Annotated in this window: 19 protein-coding genes; 8 read left to right on the top strand and 11 right to left on the bottom strand. The window is 36.2% G+C overall.

What is annotated here, in order from left to right:
- Positions 1-53: 53 nt before the first annotated feature.
- Positions 54-683, bottom strand: coding sequence for a TetR/AcrR family transcriptional regulator (locus tag BN986_RS02640; protein WP_040978079.1), 630 nt, complete (start codon positions 681-683; stop codon positions 54-56).
- A gap of 595 nt (positions 684-1,278) precedes the next feature.
- The gene (gene htpG, locus BN986_RS02635; protein ID WP_040978078.1) at positions 1,279-3,156 is read right to left on the bottom strand and encodes a molecular chaperone HtpG; all 1,878 of its coding nucleotides are present in this window, start codon (positions 3,154-3,156) and stop codon (positions 1,279-1,281) included.
- Positions 3,157-3,312: 156 nt separating this feature from the next.
- Here htpG and BN986_RS02630 point away from each other — a divergent pair, with 156 nt between their 5' ends.
- The gene (locus BN986_RS02630; RefSeq protein ID WP_040978077.1) at positions 3,313-4,023 is read left to right on the top strand and encodes an NAD-dependent protein deacylase; all 711 of its coding nucleotides are present in this window, start codon (positions 3,313-3,315) and stop codon (positions 4,021-4,023) included.
- A 232-nt stretch (positions 4,024-4,255) separates the two neighbouring features.
- Here the strand turns inward: BN986_RS02630 and BN986_RS02625 are convergent, their stop codons facing one another.
- The gene (locus BN986_RS02625) at positions 4,256-4,843 is read right to left on the bottom strand and encodes a YpjP family protein (protein WP_040978076.1); all 588 of its coding nucleotides are present in this window, start codon (positions 4,841-4,843) and stop codon (positions 4,256-4,258) included.
- Between the two features lie 41 nt (positions 4,844-4,884).
- Between BN986_RS02625 and BN986_RS27845 the strand changes: the two genes are divergently transcribed.
- On the top strand, positions 4,885-5,016 hold the full coding sequence (locus BN986_RS27845; protein WP_262362431.1) for a hypothetical protein: 132 nt from the start codon (positions 4,885-4,887) through the stop codon (positions 5,014-5,016).
- A gap of 26 nt (positions 5,017-5,042) precedes the next feature.
- A complete protein-coding gene (locus tag BN986_RS02620) occupies positions 5,043-6,236 on the top strand; it encodes an MFS transporter (protein ID WP_040978075.1) in 1,194 nt (397 codons plus the stop codon).
- On the opposite strand, the gene BN986_RS26610 is transcribed toward BN986_RS02620, so the two are convergent.
- Positions 6,209-7,030 (bottom strand): helix-turn-helix transcriptional regulator, encoded by an 822-nt coding sequence (locus BN986_RS26610; RefSeq protein WP_052400595.1) that lies wholly within the window; start codon positions 7,028-7,030, stop codon positions 6,209-6,211. The genes BN986_RS02620 and BN986_RS26610 overlap by 28 nt on opposite strands.
- Positions 7,031-8,037: 1,007 nt before the next feature.
- Here BN986_RS26610 and BN986_RS02610 point away from each other — a divergent pair.
- The 4 genes from BN986_RS02610 (at position 8,038) to BN986_RS02595 (ending at position 11,697) form a co-directional block, all read left to right on the top strand.
- Positions 8,038-8,979, top strand: coding sequence for a hypothetical protein (locus BN986_RS02610; RefSeq protein ID WP_040978074.1), 942 nt, complete (start codon positions 8,038-8,040; stop codon positions 8,977-8,979).
- A gap of 42 nt (positions 8,980-9,021) precedes the next feature.
- Positions 9,022-10,056, top strand: coding sequence for a S66 family peptidase (locus BN986_RS02605; protein ID WP_040978073.1), 1,035 nt, complete (start codon positions 9,022-9,024; stop codon positions 10,054-10,056).
- A gap of 334 nt (positions 10,057-10,390) precedes the next feature.
- Entirely contained in the window at positions 10,391-10,687 is a 297-nt protein-coding gene (locus tag BN986_RS02600) for a DUF2653 family protein (RefSeq protein ID WP_040978072.1), read from the top strand.
- 350 nt (positions 10,688-11,037) lie between these two features.
- Positions 11,038-11,697, top strand: a complete 660-nt coding sequence (locus tag BN986_RS02595) for a TerC family protein (RefSeq protein WP_052400594.1) — start codon at positions 11,038-11,040, stop codon at positions 11,695-11,697.
- Between the two features lie 53 nt (positions 11,698-11,750).
- Here the strand turns inward: BN986_RS02595 and BN986_RS02590 are convergent, their stop codons facing one another.
- The gene (locus BN986_RS02590; RefSeq protein WP_040978070.1) at positions 11,751-12,956 is read right to left on the bottom strand and encodes an MFS transporter; all 1,206 of its coding nucleotides are present in this window, start codon (positions 12,954-12,956) and stop codon (positions 11,751-11,753) included.
- Between the two features lie 167 nt (positions 12,957-13,123).
- Between BN986_RS02590 and BN986_RS02585 the strand changes: the two genes are divergently transcribed.
- The gene (locus tag BN986_RS02585) at positions 13,124-13,705 is read left to right on the top strand and encodes a TetR/AcrR family transcriptional regulator (RefSeq protein WP_040978068.1); all 582 of its coding nucleotides are present in this window, start codon (positions 13,124-13,126) and stop codon (positions 13,703-13,705) included.
- 328 nt (positions 13,706-14,033) lie between these two features.
- Here BN986_RS02585 and BN986_RS02580 read toward each other — a convergent pair whose 3' ends face one another.
- The 6 genes from BN986_RS02580 to BN986_RS02560 form a co-directional block, all read right to left on the bottom strand.
- Entirely contained in the window at positions 14,034-14,417 is a 384-nt protein-coding gene (locus tag BN986_RS02580; protein WP_040978067.1) for a hypothetical protein, read from the bottom strand.
- A gap of 72 nt (positions 14,418-14,489) precedes the next feature.
- A complete protein-coding gene (locus BN986_RS02575; RefSeq protein ID WP_040978066.1) occupies positions 14,490-14,771 on the bottom strand; it encodes a hypothetical protein in 282 nt (93 codons plus the stop codon).
- Positions 14,772-14,791: 20 nt separating this feature from the next.
- Complete coding sequence (locus BN986_RS02570) at positions 14,792-15,178, bottom strand: hypothetical protein (RefSeq protein ID WP_040978065.1); 387 nt, start codon at positions 15,176-15,178, stop codon at positions 14,792-14,794.
- Positions 15,179-15,369: 191 nt separating this feature from the next.
- Entirely contained in the window at positions 15,370-15,501 is a 132-nt protein-coding gene (locus tag BN986_RS27840; RefSeq protein WP_262362430.1) for a hypothetical protein, read from the bottom strand.
- A gap of 5 nt (positions 15,502-15,506) precedes the next feature.
- Positions 15,507-15,707: an SMI1/KNR4 family protein gene (locus BN986_RS26605; RefSeq protein ID WP_052400593.1), complete on the bottom strand. Its 201-nt coding sequence runs from the start codon at positions 15,705-15,707 to the stop codon at positions 15,507-15,509.
- 156 nt (positions 15,708-15,863) lie between these two features.
- Positions 15,864-16,379 carry a hypothetical protein gene (locus BN986_RS02560; protein ID WP_040978064.1) on the bottom strand — a complete coding sequence of 172 codons (516 nt, stop codon included), beginning with the start codon at positions 16,377-16,379 and terminating at the stop codon, positions 15,864-15,866.
- Positions 16,380-16,460 lie beyond the last annotated feature (81 nt).

The raw sequence follows: 16,460 nt of genomic DNA, 5'->3' as shown, positions 1-16,460 counted from the left end.
AACTTTTCGGGTGTTTATCCCAGGACATCGTCATTCGTGCAAATAGCATCGTTTTATACTTCCTTATTTGCCTTTGATAAGCCTTTGCTCAACAGATCCATTTCAATACGGAAATTCTCCAGAGCTTCTTCTTGAGAAAGATTTCTGGATAGCTGATCCACAATATTTCGAAATGTGACAGACGTTAAAATTTGCATGACATGAAAAAATTCCTGTTTATCGTCAACATTCAATTTTTTAAAATCAACCAAATCTTTTACTTGATTCATTGCATCTACTTCATCATGTTTTCCCAGGAACAGCTCCGTAAACGAATCTTCCACTTCATGTGTAACATTCAGTACGGCATTCTTTAAAAACTGTAAATGCTTCTCTTCAGACAGCTCTGCCAGCGTTATCCGGAAAACCTGATCCATAGAGGCCATCAGATCCCCATCTGTTTCTTGCAAAAGATTTAAAAAATAGGCACGGCGCTTATCTGTATGAAGCTTTAGTAAATAAAAGAAAGCATCTTCTTTACCATCAAAATATTGGTAGAAGCTTCCTCTTGAAATACCAGCAAGCTTTACAATATTCGCAATGGAGGCTTGCGATAACGGAGCTCTCGCAAATTCTTGTTCTATTGCTTGCAACAGTTTAGCCCGTTTTGAGTCGTTTAGATTAAAAAATGTTGATGTAGGCATATCCCTGCTCCTCCAAAACCAAATGTGACACATTGTCATGTCCTGTAATTCTATATTAAGTGACACGATGTCATAAGTCAATTATTTTTATGACATCGTGTCACTTTTTTTGTGAAATGTGACCATTCTATGACGAGCAGGCTTTAAGCTTTTTTCATCAATTTTATGAAACGAAACTTCATTCAGTCGGAGTTTTTCTTTTCTTCCACTGAATTAGCCTAAGTGATTCAGGGAGTTAGCTCACCTGATCTCCCGCCTAAATAAGTGTATTCTCCCTCTTTATTTGGAGGCAGAAGTTTTACAGGCGCTTCTCCGTGATAAAAAGGAAGTGATGAATTTATGCTTCCATTAATGTAACCCCGACTTAATATTCATATTCCCCATTCATACTATTTCATAACCTTAAAAATGAAGAAAACTTGTATTTGATCATTCTTTACTTGTATAAGGATGTGAAGGATTTCATCGAAGTTCCTTTGACTTCGCCGTTATTCTTTTATCGCCTGAGACTTTGTATTCTTCGTGCTCTCTTGTTGTATTGTACAAAAAACATCGTATGAAAGGTCCACTCCCCTTCCATACGATGTTTTCTCCATCAAACCATAATCTTACTCATATCATTCGTAAACGCCACTGGATCTTCAATTGGCAAGCCTTCAATCAATAATGCCTGATTGTAAAGCAGGTTTGTATATAATGCTAATTTATCTTGGTCATTCCCTTGCGCTGCTTCCAATGCTTTAAAAATACTGTGATCCACATTGATTTCCAGCACTTTATCTGCCTGAATCTGCTGATTATCCGGCATGGAATTAATGATTTTCTCCATTTCCAAAGAAATTTCACCATCTGCAGCAAGAACAACAGGATGTGATTTTAGGCGCTTAGAAGCTCGTACATCTTTTACTTTGTCGCCAAGTACTTCTTTCATTGCTTTAAATAGCTCTTTATGACTTTCTGTTTCTTCTTTCTCTTCTTCCTTCTCATCTGCTTCAATACCAAGATCCCCACTAGAAACTGAACGGAACTCCTTATCTTGATATTGCATCAGCATTTTAATCGCAAATTCATCCACTTCATCTGTGAAATAAAGAATTTCATAGCCTTTATCTGCCACAATTTCTGTTTGCGGTAATTTTTCAATGCGTTCGTTGGAATCTCCAGAAGCATAATAAATATATTTTTGATCTTCCGGCATACGTGCTACATATTCCTCTAGTGTTACCAGATTTTTCTCTTTGGAAGAATAGAATAGAAGCAAGTCTTGCAGTTCTTCTTTATGTTGACCAAAATCGCTATAAACACCAAATTTAATTTGTTGTCCGAATGCTTTAAAGAATGTTTCATATTTTTCTCGTTCATCACGAAGCAGGCTAAGAAGCTGTTGTTTTATTTTCTTCTGAATATTTTTCGCAATAATTTTCAATTGGCGATCATGCTGAAGCATTTCCCTGGAAATATTTAAGGATAAATCTTCTGAATCCACCATTCCTTTCACAAAGCTGAAGTAGTCAGGTAATAAGTCTGCACATTTTTCCATAATTAATACGCCATTAGAATAAAGCTCCAGTCCTTTTTCATATTCTCTGGAGTAATAATTAAACGGAGCCTGTTCCGGAATAAATAAAATAGCATTGTAACGAACTGTTCCGTCCACATTGATATGAATATGACGTAACGGCTGATCAAATCCATAACGTTTCTCCTGATAGAAGTTCTTGTAATCCTCGTCTGTTAATTCACTCTTATTTTTCTTCCAAATCGGAACCATTGTATTGAGTATTTGTTCTTCAATAATATCCTCATACTCATTTTCTGTTCCTTCTTTCAATTTGCTTTCCGTAACATCCATCTTAATTGGATAGCGAATAAAATCAGAATACTTCTTCACAATTTGTTTCAGGGTAGATTCTTCTAAAAATGCATCATAATTATCTTCTTCTTCGTTTTCTTTTATTTCAAGGATAATCTCTGTTCCTACTTCTTTACGATCAATTGGGGTAATTGTATAACCATCTGATCCTTGAGAAACCCATTTATATCCTTCTTCACTGTCAATTGACTTTGTAAGTACAGTTACTTTATCCGCTACCATAAATGCTGCATAAAAACCAACACCAAATTGACCGATAATATCATGGCCATCTTTAATTTCATTTTCAGATTTAAAGGTGTGTGAACCACTTTTCGCAATGACACCAAGGTTATTTTCCAGCTCTTCTTTTGTCATTCCGATACCCGTATCAACAACCGTTAATGTACGCTTATCTTTATTCGGGATAAGTTTAATATAATAGTTGCTTTGGTCAAATGTTAGAGAATCATCTGTTAATGCTTTATAATAAATTTTGTCAATTGCATCACTCGCGTTTGAGATTAATTCGCGTAAGAAAACCTCCCGCTGGGAATAGATTGAATTAATTACCATATCTAATAACTTCTGTGATTCCGCTTTAAACTTGCGCTTTGCCATGACATTTCCTCTCCTTTTTCTGTTTTTAGCACTCTCGCTCAAAGAGTGCTAACCTCTATACATGTAATACCATATTCTATTTTAACTGTCAATATTAGTCGCATATAGCTCTAACAACATGTATAATAGAAAACATATAGAAGAGGAGGGGTCTCGATGCTTCATGAATGGTTAAAAGATTCCAAACACACTGTTGTTTTCACTGGTGCAGGAATGTCCACAGAGAGTGGGCTGCCTGATTTTCGCTCAACAAATCGAGGAATTTGGAGAAAAAAGGACCCGAGCAAGATTGCAAGCGTAGATGCTTTAAATCATCACGTTGAAGATTTTATCAATTTTTATCGAGATCGTGTGCTGGGTGTAAAAGAAGTCGGTCCACATAAAGGCCATCAAATTCTTGCCGATTGGGAGAACAATGGGCTGATTCAGTCCATTATTACACAAAATGTAGATGGTTTTCATCAAGCTGCAGGCAGCAAGCATGTTCATGAACTCCATGGAACCTTGCAAGAACTACATTGCCAAAGCTGCGGAAAAATATATGATAGCTCTGCTTATATAAATGAAGACTATCACTGTTCGTGCGGTGGAATACTCAGACCTTCTATCGTATTATTTGGGGAAATGCTCCCTGAGGAAGCCTTTTCTGCTGCTTTTGAACATGCAAAGAAAGCTGATCTATTTATTGTTTTAGGCTCCTCCCTATCCGTAACACCAGCCAATCAATTCCCGGAAATCGCTAAACAAAATGGCGCCAAGCTGGTCATTGTGAACCAGGAAAAAACACCATTAGATCATTATGCAGATCTGGTTGTTTTTGACCGGAAGATTGGAGCTTATTTAGAAGAAACGAATAAATTATTATAAAACGAAACTTCATTCAGGGAGTTAGCGCCCGTTATCTCCCGCCTGAATAAATTTATTCTCCCTCTTTATTTAGAGGTGGGAGTTTTACGGGCGCTTCTCCGTGATAAAATAGATAAAAGGCAAGGAGATGCTGTACGCTTCCTTGCCTTTCTTCATGTATTAAAATAAATATAGCTATAAATATTTTTTTGGAGGGGCGAGTAACCGCAGTCCCAGTCCCATGTTTTTGGCCTCATGCCATCCATTTCGGTGGTGTATTCTTATTCCAATAAATATCGCCCATATGATAATGCTTTTGGAAACCATCTTCGCTTAAGTGGTAATGGAAATTAAAATAATATCCTTCCATAGGTCTGTTTTCACGGCGAACATGAAATTTGGCTAAGGTTTCATTCGTGTTATTATTGGAAACATTAAAAATGCGTTCTCCGTATCCTTCTGATGGTTTTTCCGTGATAGCTACGTCTTTATACATCGCAGACTGCTCGACAAGATCAGCCAACACTTTTTCCATTTGCGGTAAAATCATAACCGTAAATTCGTCCTCCAGCTTATTTGCAATTCTTGGTCCAAACTTTGCTATACTCAATGTTTTCGCCTCTTCATGAAGATTCTCCAGAAAAGCTTCTCTTGGATCTTCTATAATGTATAATTGGGTGGTATCCCCGGCAGCAGATGCTGCATCGATGTCTGATGAAGAAGATACACTGCTGTTAGCCCGCTTATCTGCATCGACTTCTAAAAGATTCGTCGGTGTATAAATACCCAACGTTAAAATTGTTATAAATACAACTGCTATTTTTCTCCACCAGCGCGCCATCTGCTTCACCCATCTTCCGTATCCGTTTTCTTTATTTTACCATGAATCAATTTATTGTCTATCCAACCTTTCTACTTTTTTGCACGATAGAGCAGGAAAATGGAAGAAATACAATCGATATTGCTGCTTTATTATGCAACATTGGTACAGATGAAATTCAAAATACGGTATAACCTTTCTACATAGGAGGTTATATCAAATGTACTTATCTATCGTAAAAAATAATAAACATGTCCGAAACTACTTACTTGCCACTGCCAGCTCTAATTTAGGGAATGTAATGACTGGCATGGCACTTTTATTTCTTGCTTATGATTTAACGGCATCTAATGCGCATACCACGGGAATCGCCATTGCACAGGTTGTGCCATACTTACTCTTTGGATTATTCGGAGGGGTTCTTGCTGACTGGATTACGAAAATAAAATGGTTGATTCGTATCGATTTAGTTCGTTCTCCACTCTTAATCGGGTTAGTTTTATTAGATTTTACAAATCAGCTTGCTTATTATCATTTAATTATCGTAAGCGTATTAATTCATTTATGTGGATGCTTATATAACCCGGCACACAGAGCAATTATTCCACTTATCACGAAAGAAACGGAAAGAGCGGCAATAAATAGTTTAGTAGATACAGTGACAAGAGGAATGACTGTTTTAGGGCCTGTTTTCAGTATTATCTTTATGAATACAATTGGTGTGATCCACTTTTTCACCCTGGATGCAATCAGTTATGTATTAAGCGCTCTTTTTCTATCCTTTATTCCCTTAAAGGAAGAGCAAAAAGGTAAAAAGCAATTTCATATATTCCCAGCTGTCCGGGAATTCGCCGTATGGCTCCGTTCTCATCAAACCATCCGTTCCTTATTTGAGCTGACAGCTTTTATTGTTTTCTTTAACACCTGGGTTTGGCAAGTCGGGCTGCTATTAATGCTGCAAGAAACGACCAAAAATGCAGAAGCATGGTACAGCCTGATAACTGGGTGCTTTGGAATTATCGTGATTATCGTGAATTTAATTATTCCCTATATCTTCAAACAATTTTCGCTAAGAACCTATATTATTAGCTCATTTATCTGGGGAATAGGCATCCTTTTTTTAGGTTGGTTGTCTGAAATCCCACTAATCTTTTTAGGGATTATCTGGATAGCAGTTGGTGTACCGCTTTCCGGATTATCCAGGATTTATCTGCTGCAAAAATATATTCCGTCAGATAAGCTGGGAAGAGGGTTCAGCTTCAATGCCTTCCTGCTTTATTTTTCTAATCTTATATCTTTAGGCTTCTTTGGAATTTTATCTTATTTGATGCCAGTAAGTACTATTTTCATCTTATGCGGAGCTTGTATGGTTATTATTTCTGGAATCTATGTATTTCTTGAATTACGAAAATAGCTCGGCGTCATTCCATACAGTTTCTTGAATAGACGATTATACATCGAAACGGAAGAGAAACCAGTTTCCATGGCAATTTGCAGAATCGTAGCATTGGTAAATTGAAGTTTATCCAAACTGCGTTGAATACGGTAGATTTGCAGCCATGAAAATGGGGAAACGCCTACTTTTTCTTTAAATACATGCGAAAAACGATATTTATCTAACTGGGCAATTGCAGCCATATCATCTAATGTCCAGTTAGAATTATAGCTTTCCTTCATCGCTTCCATCACCTGACGAATCGGAAAATTCACTGAACGATAAACTTCTTCGTTGATATCATGATATTGATTATTCACACTTCCTCTCATTAGAAGAATAGCTAGCTGTATAAAACTATTATCCAGAAATACTTCCATACTTTTATCTAAGTCTTCCTCCCTTCCTTGGAGATAATCCAAGATAAATGCCACCCACTTTGTTATTTGCGGAGTTTGCTGCGGCATTTGTGCAAATTGAATATTTTCCGAATGGTCCATCAACGTTTTAGCTGCGTTATTTACCATTTGCGGATCTAATTCAATTAAAAATTTATGATGCGCTACCTCTAGTTGCCGGTGAGCATCATATGGATTTAAAAGCAGCATTTGATCAGCATGAAATGTTATATCCTGACGTGAAAGCTGATATGTCGTTTTTCCGCCAAGCGAATAAATTAATTTGTAGCAATTATCGGATCTTTTGAGACTTTCTTGTTCAAATTCCGTTTTAAATAGGAATAATCCTTGATTGGTTGTAAGCATTTTATTCATGGTATTTCCTTCCTCATTTTGCTAGTTCTCACATTGAAATCATTATCCATCTTTATTTTAAAGGCTATTCAAATTTTATCATACAAACAGCCGTAATAATTTTAAAATACCATTCAATTTATTATAAACTCAACTTTCCCACCTTAAAAAGACACTTCCTTTCCATAGAGATAGGAGTTGATTGTTCTTTTGATAACTTCCTTGACCAAGAATAGAAGATGAGGTGTAAAGCACCGCTGCGGCGGACCGTTTTGCTTTCCTAGGGGCACGCTCTTCAGCTAACTTTTGCCAAGAAGAGCGCTTGGCAAAAGTGGATCTTCAGATGGTGCTGATCCCTCAGGAGTCAAAAGGCCCGCCTCCGCTAGTTAGATGTTCTATACGTGGAATAGCTGAACAAATAAAAGTAGGTCATGCAGAACATATTTTTTATGCTGCATGGTAAAAGTTCCGCCAAGATTACTTTCTGTGCATGAAAGCTATTCCTGATGTTAATTATTCATGCTGTCATGATTCGAACTGCTAAACCATCCATTTGAAATAACGGAATGATCGTGTCATCAAGCGATAGAGATACTATTTCGTCCACCCCAACAGGATGTTATTTCTTATATTCGCTGTAGAATCCTAATTAAGCGGAGTCCAACCACGCAGACTCCTATGGGAACAGGGCGAGCTGAAGATCCACTTGAAAAGCGGGTTTCTTTTCAAGTTAGCTGAAGCCGTCCACATGGAAAGCGGAGTGGTTGGACGGAGCGGAAGCTATGCACTATCGTTCGTTCAAAAAAAGCTGATTTAATCAAAAATAATCAAGAACATGATAATCCTGAATTAGCAAGATATATATGCTTATTCTTAGGTCCGAAAGTTAAGTTATAAATCTAAATGATAAATACCTTCTCATTTTCATTTGTAAGTTTTTGAGCAGGAAAAATAATCCTATAACACATACATCTTTTCTTGAAATGTTACAATATTTTTTGAAACTCTTGCAGATAAGGATGGGACACATGGATTTACTAAAAAGAATTGGCGCATATGCAATTGGTATTCTTATTTTCATTGTCTGTATTACGGTGATAGCAGATGAATCAAAGAATCTATATCAATTATTCGAGGGAAAAGATGGAGAAGAAAAAGAAGTGACGGCTGTTGGTAAAACCGTATCCAGTGATTTATTTGGCAGCTTGAAATATTATGCTGTGTTAGAAGACGAAGCGCTTCTTCAGCTCACTCGTCATTCATCTGATCAAGAAATTTCTTTATTAACTAAACAGGAATTTGAACAGTTGGATGCCGGAGAAACGATCACGAAGAATGATTCTGGTATAACAGATGAGGATCAGAAATCACAAATAACAGAGCATCTTATTGTTATCATCGTCTTTAGTATCTACCCTTTAGGTTTTCTTGTTTATAATATTAGTCATATCCCTTTCTTTAAGAAATGGAGAGAGAAGGGTGCTACATTTTTTATATTTATTGTGTCAGGAATCTTATGCTTGGTATTTTTAATGACATATGTATTTATGGGAAAGTCTATTATTAGTGTTGTTCAATCCTATAGTGGTGATCAAATTGAAGTTGAAGCCTATATTTCCGACACAGCACACGAACGTAATACCGGACGCTTTAGTCGAGATTCGTATTATTTACATTTATCTTTTTATGCAGAAGATGGGGATGAAGAAATTTTTATTTCTAAAGAAGTCTCTTCTCGTATATATTCTCAAAATCACTTTTCCATTCCTGTTCGTTATCCTGAGGGGCAACCTTATAAAGCGCACATAGCAGGGACGAAATTCCGGGATTTTATCGGATCCAGCTTTATTATTTATAGCTGCGTCCTCATCGTTACAGCTTTATTGATCTATGCAGCTGTTTTAAGGCGAAGAAAGAAGAAAACGGGCTCTTTTTATAAGAAACAGAAAAAGGATTTCTCCAATAAATAGCGAATACATAAGATATACTATTTTCAGAGAGGAGTATTCCCTATGCTTATTCAGCCAGCAAAATTATCTCCCGAAGATAAAGTAGCGACTGTCAGCCTTTCCTGGGGAGGAGCTGGTGAACCTGCCTTAAAGTGGCGTTACCAGCAGGGTGTAGAACGCTTAGAAACTGTCTTCGGGCTTGAAGTTGTCCCCATGCCTAACAGCTTAAAAGGAGAGACTTATATAGCTGAACACCCCGAAGCCCGGGCAGAAGATTTAATGACAGCATTCAGAGATCCTGAAATCAAAGCGATTATCTCTAATATTGGCGGTGATGACAGTATTCGACTGCTTCCTTATATGGACTTTGAGGTTATTCGTCAAAACCCAAAGATTTTTATGGGTTTTTCTGATACGACAATTTCCCATTTATTCTGCTTCTATGCCGGTCTATCCTCCTTTTACGGACCAGCAATCATGACCGATTTTGCAGAAAATGTTGCAATGGATGATTATACGGTGAAAGCCATTCACAACTTGCTTTTTCAAGCGGAAGCAGCTGGTGATATTCCTGCACCGGAAAAATGGACAAGTGAATTCCTGGAGTGGGATATTTCTAATAAAAACACTGCCAGGAAAATGCTTCCTAATCAAGGTTATGAACTGCTGCAAGGAAACGGCATCGTTAAAGGAAACCTTATTGGCGGCTGTATCGAAGTCCTTGAGTTTGCTAAAGGGACAGCCATCTGGCCACAGAAGGAAGCATGGGAAAACAGTATTCTCTTTTTTGAAACATCAGAAGAACAGACCGACCCGGACTTAATAAAAAGATGGCTGCGGAACTATGCTGCCCAAGGCATACTCCAGCAAACAAACGGAATTATTTTTGCTAAACCACATGGAGATGTCCATTATGAAGCATACAAGGAAGTTATTTTGTCTGTTTTAGCAGAGAATGGGCGTACAGACCTCCCTGTTCTATATAATGTTTCCATTGGGCATACCGAACCGAAGACTCCCATTCCCTATGGAAGATTAGCTCAAATCGATTGTAATCAAGCATCCTTTTCCATTATAGAAGCAGCTGTTACCAACTAAGTGCAGCTGTTTTTATCGCAGTGTAACTGGCTGGGACTGGACTGTGATTACTTGTCCCATCGTAAAGAGTTGTGCGTCGAAAAACCCCCACTGAATGAAGTTTCACTTTATAACAGCATGATCTCTATGCTTATATGATTAACGTCTCTCTTATTAGTGCAATAAATGAGACCGTGATATAATAATTATGCAGAACTTCCTATTTTAAATTATTCATGATAAGCACTTCCCACTTCATATAAATAGGTCGTTTATAGTAAGATAGAATCAGCACCAACGCGCTAAGGCTGACATTAAATTAGCCTTGCAACCATATGCAGGAGGATTTTAAGGTATGGCAAAACTTATTATTCCTGAAGAGGATATTGTGCTTGCTATATGTATGTACATTGCTGAGGAACAGAACACGAAAGCAGATGACGTTCAGGTAGAACTATTTTATGATGATTATACTGGATTTTCAGCAGAAGTCGTTACGTCATCCGGTAAACAGGAATTAATTACTAAACAAATTATTACTGCATTACGAAAATGGATCAAAGAAAATCTTCACGCTGACCCATATGCAGGTTTAAAGTTGGATTTAGACAGACGAAACGGCATTTATGCACGTCTTCGTTCGGATAGTTAATGATTAACAAAGCTTTGATCATTTTTTCTTTTTTAAGCTTCTTTACATATCTTCAACGGATTTAGAAATTTAAAATAGGGTACTGTGACCTCTATCTAACAAAAGCATTTATTTTTAATTATTGTATCTTGATAAGCTTTTCTTCATGTATTGTTGAAAGGCTTCTAGGCATGTATGTACATATAGTTCAAATCCCTTGTTTTCTTTTCAATAAAGAACAAGGGATTTTTATTGTTTAATAAGTGGATTATTCCCTTTATCCGTTGTCCATTATTCCCATTCTCCTGTTCTGATTCCTCGTACAAGCTCATATACTTAACCAATAACTTGATGAGGAAAGGAGAGATATGTTGGAGTTTATACAGATCGTCGGACAAATTCTCCTTATCAATATTTTATTAAGTGGAGATAATGCCATTGTGATTGCAATGGCAAGCCGAAACCTTCCTGAACATCTTCAAGGACGGGCCATTCGCTGGGGAACATTTGGAGCAATCGCACTTCGAATCCTTTTCGTCTTTATCATGATTTATCTATTGCAACTGCCTTTTATCCAGTTAATAGGCGGATGCCTCCTGTTATATGTAGCGTATAAATTATTGGTTGATAAACAAGACCACAGCCAGATGAAAAGCGGTAATTCCTTACGGGAGGCAATTACGATTATTATTTTTGCTGATGTGATCATGAGCTTAGATAATGTACTAGCCATCGCTGCCATCGCTGATAGTGATTTATTATTAATCATTGCCGGTATTATTTTAAGTATCCCGATCATTTTAACAGCGAGCGAATTAATTTTAAAATTAATCGAGCGGTTTCCCATCATTATTTATATCGGGGCCGGGCTGCTTGCATGGACAGCCGGGAAAATGCTGTTAGAAGAAGCATTCGTGCAACAGCTTGTCGCCTCTTTAAAATATGGACAACTTCTCTTTCTTAATATTCTTACCCTGTCTGTTCTTTTTATTGGAAAATGGCGTAGAAACCAATTAGAAATGACTGTATGATGGAAAAACCTCTTATGCGGCAAATTGCATAAGAGGTTTTTTAGTCCACCATTTTACATGCTTTGGTAGGTTTTTGCTTTTTTAAATAAGAAGGTTGTTATTATCAGACCAATCGCTGCAAAGCTTAAAAGAATAGCTTGAATCGGGATGTTAGCTGCAGATAATCCGGACACAAGTGCATAAGCAATTGGATCGAATCCATTCATGGCTAAGAAGATAATACTCATAACTCTTCCCATAATATAGTCTTCTGCTTGCTCTTGAGCACCTGTAAAGAAAGGAATAAATACAAAGGACATCGAAAATCCAATAAAGAATACAACGATTGTTAATAACGTCAGATTAGGAACAATCGCAAAGATAATGTATGCAATAAGTGCCCCTAATAATCCGAATAACGAGGTCTTTCCTTTCTTCTTCACTAACACGGTGCTTAAAACGCCTGTACCGGCCACCAAGCCGATACCCAGACTGGCTTCCATATAACTTAAATTAAGCGGGGAGCCTCCATAGCTTTCCACTAAAAATGGAATCGCAATATGCAAGGTTCCAAATACAAAGAAGTTCAATGTAATTAACACGACTAACCCTGTCAAAAGAAAGCCTGAGTTACGAATATACGCCAGACCTTCTTTAATTTCCTTGACCGGCTTCTGCTTCTCCTGCAAAGCAACTGGACCTTCATTAATGAAGCGCGGATAAATAATTATTGCAGAAAGCAATGCTAAAATCATCGCTATAAAATAACTGCCACTCACACCTACAGTTTCCATTAGTATCCCTGCGAGAATCGGACCAGCTACAAATGAAATCTGGTCAACACCCTGGAATAAAGCATTTGCTCGCTGAAGCTGGCTTTTCTCTACAATTTTAGGAATCATAGAGGAGCTTGCCGGGCCAAAAAAAGCATCCAGCATACCGAAACCAGCTGCAATTAATAACAGTAAGGTAAGTGATAATGCCTCATTCTGCATAAGGATAAATAAAACAAGCAAAAGAACTGCTTGCACAAAATTTGCTAAAAACATAATCGTTGTTTTTTTATAACGGTCTGCTACAACACCGCCGAAAACCATCATCGCAATTCTCGGCACAGTAGCAGCAATTAATACAATCCCTAAAGAGCTGGCTGATCCGCTGTCACTGACAACAAACCAAGTTGTTGTTGTCAAAAACATACTGAAGCTGACAACGCCAAAAATACCAGCAACAAATAGCAACACAAATGTACGATTTTTAAATAAAGGTTGTGCTCCCATAACTATCTTTCCTCCGACTTTTTTTATTAATAAACAAAGCATTATCTTTATTTTCACATGACACGCAGAGATATATGCTTTATAATAAGAAATAACACATCCTACCGACCGTTCGTTTCCAGAAAAATTTTACCTTACAATAATTACTTTGTCAAAGGAGAATCATCATGCACACAAAAGAAAAAATTTTACTCGAAGGAATGGAGCTTTTTGCAACGCTTGGTTATCATGGCGCTTCCATGACAAAAATCGCTGATCGTGTTGGCCTGCAGAAATCTTCTCTTTACACACATTACAACAGTAAAGAAGCATTATTTTTCGATGTGACAACAAAAATTGCTGGAGATTACGTAGAGTTTGTGAAGTCGACCTTTGAGAATAATGGACAAACCACTCAAGAGAAATTGTACTTTTCTTTTCAAGCACACGTAAAAGACTTGGCCAACCATGACAGCAGTATTGAATTTTATAACCGTTTCTCCTCCTACCCTCCAAAAGGCTTTGAGGACCGGGTTTTAAAAATATTGCGTGAGAGCGAAGAACAAGCAAGGGCTGTTTTTAAAGAAGAGATAACAAAAGCGCAAGCAGATGGGGATATTACGGAAGACGTTTCTCCAGAAGAAGCTGCACGTGCTTTTTATGGGTTATTAGACGGTTTATCTTATGAAACAAGCTATTATAATATGGATATTATTGAAAGTCATGGAGAGTCGATGTGGAAGGTGTTTTGGCGGGGAGTTAAGGCATGAAAAAAACCATTTTATCATATAAAATTCCTTCTAATTTTAAATGAAATTTCTGATTTAGAGGACTTTTAAGGTATTTGTTGCCTCCATTCAAAGTATCAAGCAGTTTCAACCCGTTTGGAAGGTTATTTATAAGTTAGTCTCTCTGTAATGGGAGGAGCTCCGTCAAATATGGTCTTGGCATCATCCAGATGCAAAAGTCTGCAAATGCTATTATTATTAACAGGTTTCTGTTTTTCGTATTCAACAATTATCCAGATAACTAATAAAAGTCAATAGCTTACACGTTTAACTATCAAAGCTATTGACTGTTGATCCTTTCGCTTTAGAATTACGATTTATTTTGTTTTATCAGAGGCACTGAAACAGTTAATATTTCTACTATATTATCTATATTATCTAACAAAATAAAATGTTGAACATTGTGCACTGGTCTTGTACCTGAAGACTGGTATTCATATTCATTTTTATACGCTGATTCTTCTACAAGGAAAATCTTATTCTTTCGCAATATTTCAGCAGGTATTTTGCTTAATCTATCAATTATCCCGCTTTCATTTGTATATTTATATCCATAAATATCCGAAAAAAGGATTTCCTTTCTTAATGAATCTTTCTCTAAAGAAATGGATAGTTCTCCATGTGTAAATTTTACTTCCTCTATGACATATCCATGTTCTATATTGATTTTTTCATATGGTATCCATTTTTCCATAACAATCCCCTCAAATGCTTGATATTAGAACTATTGATACCGCTATTTCTGTTTATTATTTAAAAAATATAATTAAATTTCTTCAATAGTATTTCTAATTATCTCATGCAGCTGATCTATTTGCCATTCCATTTCTCCTACAATTAAATGTAATTGTATTAATTCTGATTTTATCTCTTTTCTGTCGTCTAGCTGGCTTAAGTTATCCAATGTTTTTATTAACTTTTCCTTTATCTGAGGTAGTTCTTTAATATTAGCTGTTTCCTCCTTAAGTTCTCCTGATGAAATTAACTTATTATCATATTTTTTATTTAATTGTTTTAGAACCTTAAAAACACCCTCTAAATCAGTCATTTTTTACCATCAGCCTTTCGTTACATTTCACTCTGATTATTTTCTATCCATTTCATGACCTTTTCTTTATTGCTTATTAAATAAACAAAATCCATGATTGGAATAAGAATCCTGGTTTGTTCTTTTCTGACACCGTTTTCTTCGCTGATTTTATCGATTATGAAAACTGTGTCTTCTGTACTTGAAATTAAATACTGGTTCCCTTCTACAAACAAACCTCTATAGTCATTACCTTGATACAATATATCTTTATGTTTCTTTTTCTTTTCCATATCATTACTTTTAATAAAATCCAATGTCTCCTGTAAATTATCTTCATCCATTTCAGATAGCATAAAATCTTGTATTTTGCTTATTTGCCTGCAATTATACCTATGCATTGTTTTTTCAATACAACTGTTATCCATTGTCTTAACCCCCCTTCAATTTGGGTTAGATATTAAAAAGGCGGCCCATACATTATTTAATGCCTTAAAGTCCATGGAATTTATGTTAAAAATTAATCATATAAAGCATGTAAGAAAAGTTGGAAACTACTTGATATAAAGAATAAATTATCTAACTCATTTTCATTACCTAATTCATGTTCCCAAAAATATTAATCCCCAAAGTTTTCTTTGGATACCCCGATACATATTTGATTCCCTCCTGGATCATCAGCTATTGGAACAAAGCCAACATCAAGCAATTCATCGGAAAAAATCAATATTTTTTGGAGATTATCATACATATCCCCTACACCATAAAAACGTTTCGTATACTCTCATACTGCTCCTCATTTCCCCTAATTTTAACAATAGACTTATCAGGATAACCTCCATTATGTTCCAGTAAAAACTCCTTATAATCATTGGGAAAATTGACATTGTTTTTACTTTCAAAAGTCACCAATTCTTTCAAAGTAAGTTTGGGATTATTAGATTTTATTCTTACCATTTCAGCACTCCTTCATTTTCTCTTTCCAATTATTAATGACTGACCGCTGTATTAGCACATCCTGGAGCGGTTGATTAACCTGACAACATTGCTGCGATTACTCGTCCCATCGTAAAGAGTTGTGCGTCGCCCCCCCCCACTGAAGGAAGTTTCACTTTAAACTGATTTTATTTTCTCAAATTCTCTATCGCTTAAACCAGACACGGCAAATCCAATTAGTTGATTAGCACTTATATATACTTTTATTCGATTATTTTTATAGCATTCTTCAGGTTGAAAATCTCTTTTAAAACTACATATCAAATCCTTATCTTTAAAAAACAGATAATACGGTTTATCATTATCAATATAATCATTTTCCTTTTTAAAAATAGATATATCCGTTAATATGATCCCTTTATTTTCTTGATTCGTTCTCCATTTCTGGAAATTGACGAAAAAAGTAGATTCAATATAAAATACGATTGTTTGAATACTGCCATCGCTGCTGTCTATTCCTATTTCTAATGGTGGAACTCCTTTTGCTTTTGTTAATCTCCAATAATTATAGTAATCTTTGGTATTCTGCTTATCCAATTTGATCGAAACCATTAACAAATCTTCTACAATTTTCTCCATAACTATTTCGTTATTTGTTTCCATATTTTTATCCCCTATTTGTTTCAAAAACATAAAATTCCTCCTGCTGCATAATTCAAATAAACTAAACATCATATAGAGCATGACAGATTACACTCCTATCCCCATTTCTCA

Source organism: Oceanobacillus jeddahensis, assembly GCF_000750635.1.
In the GTDB taxonomy this organism is placed as follows: Bacteria; Bacillota; Bacilli; order Bacillales; family Amphibacillaceae; genus Oceanobacillus; species Oceanobacillus jeddahense.
This window is presented reverse-complemented; position numbering and strand designations above follow the sequence as displayed.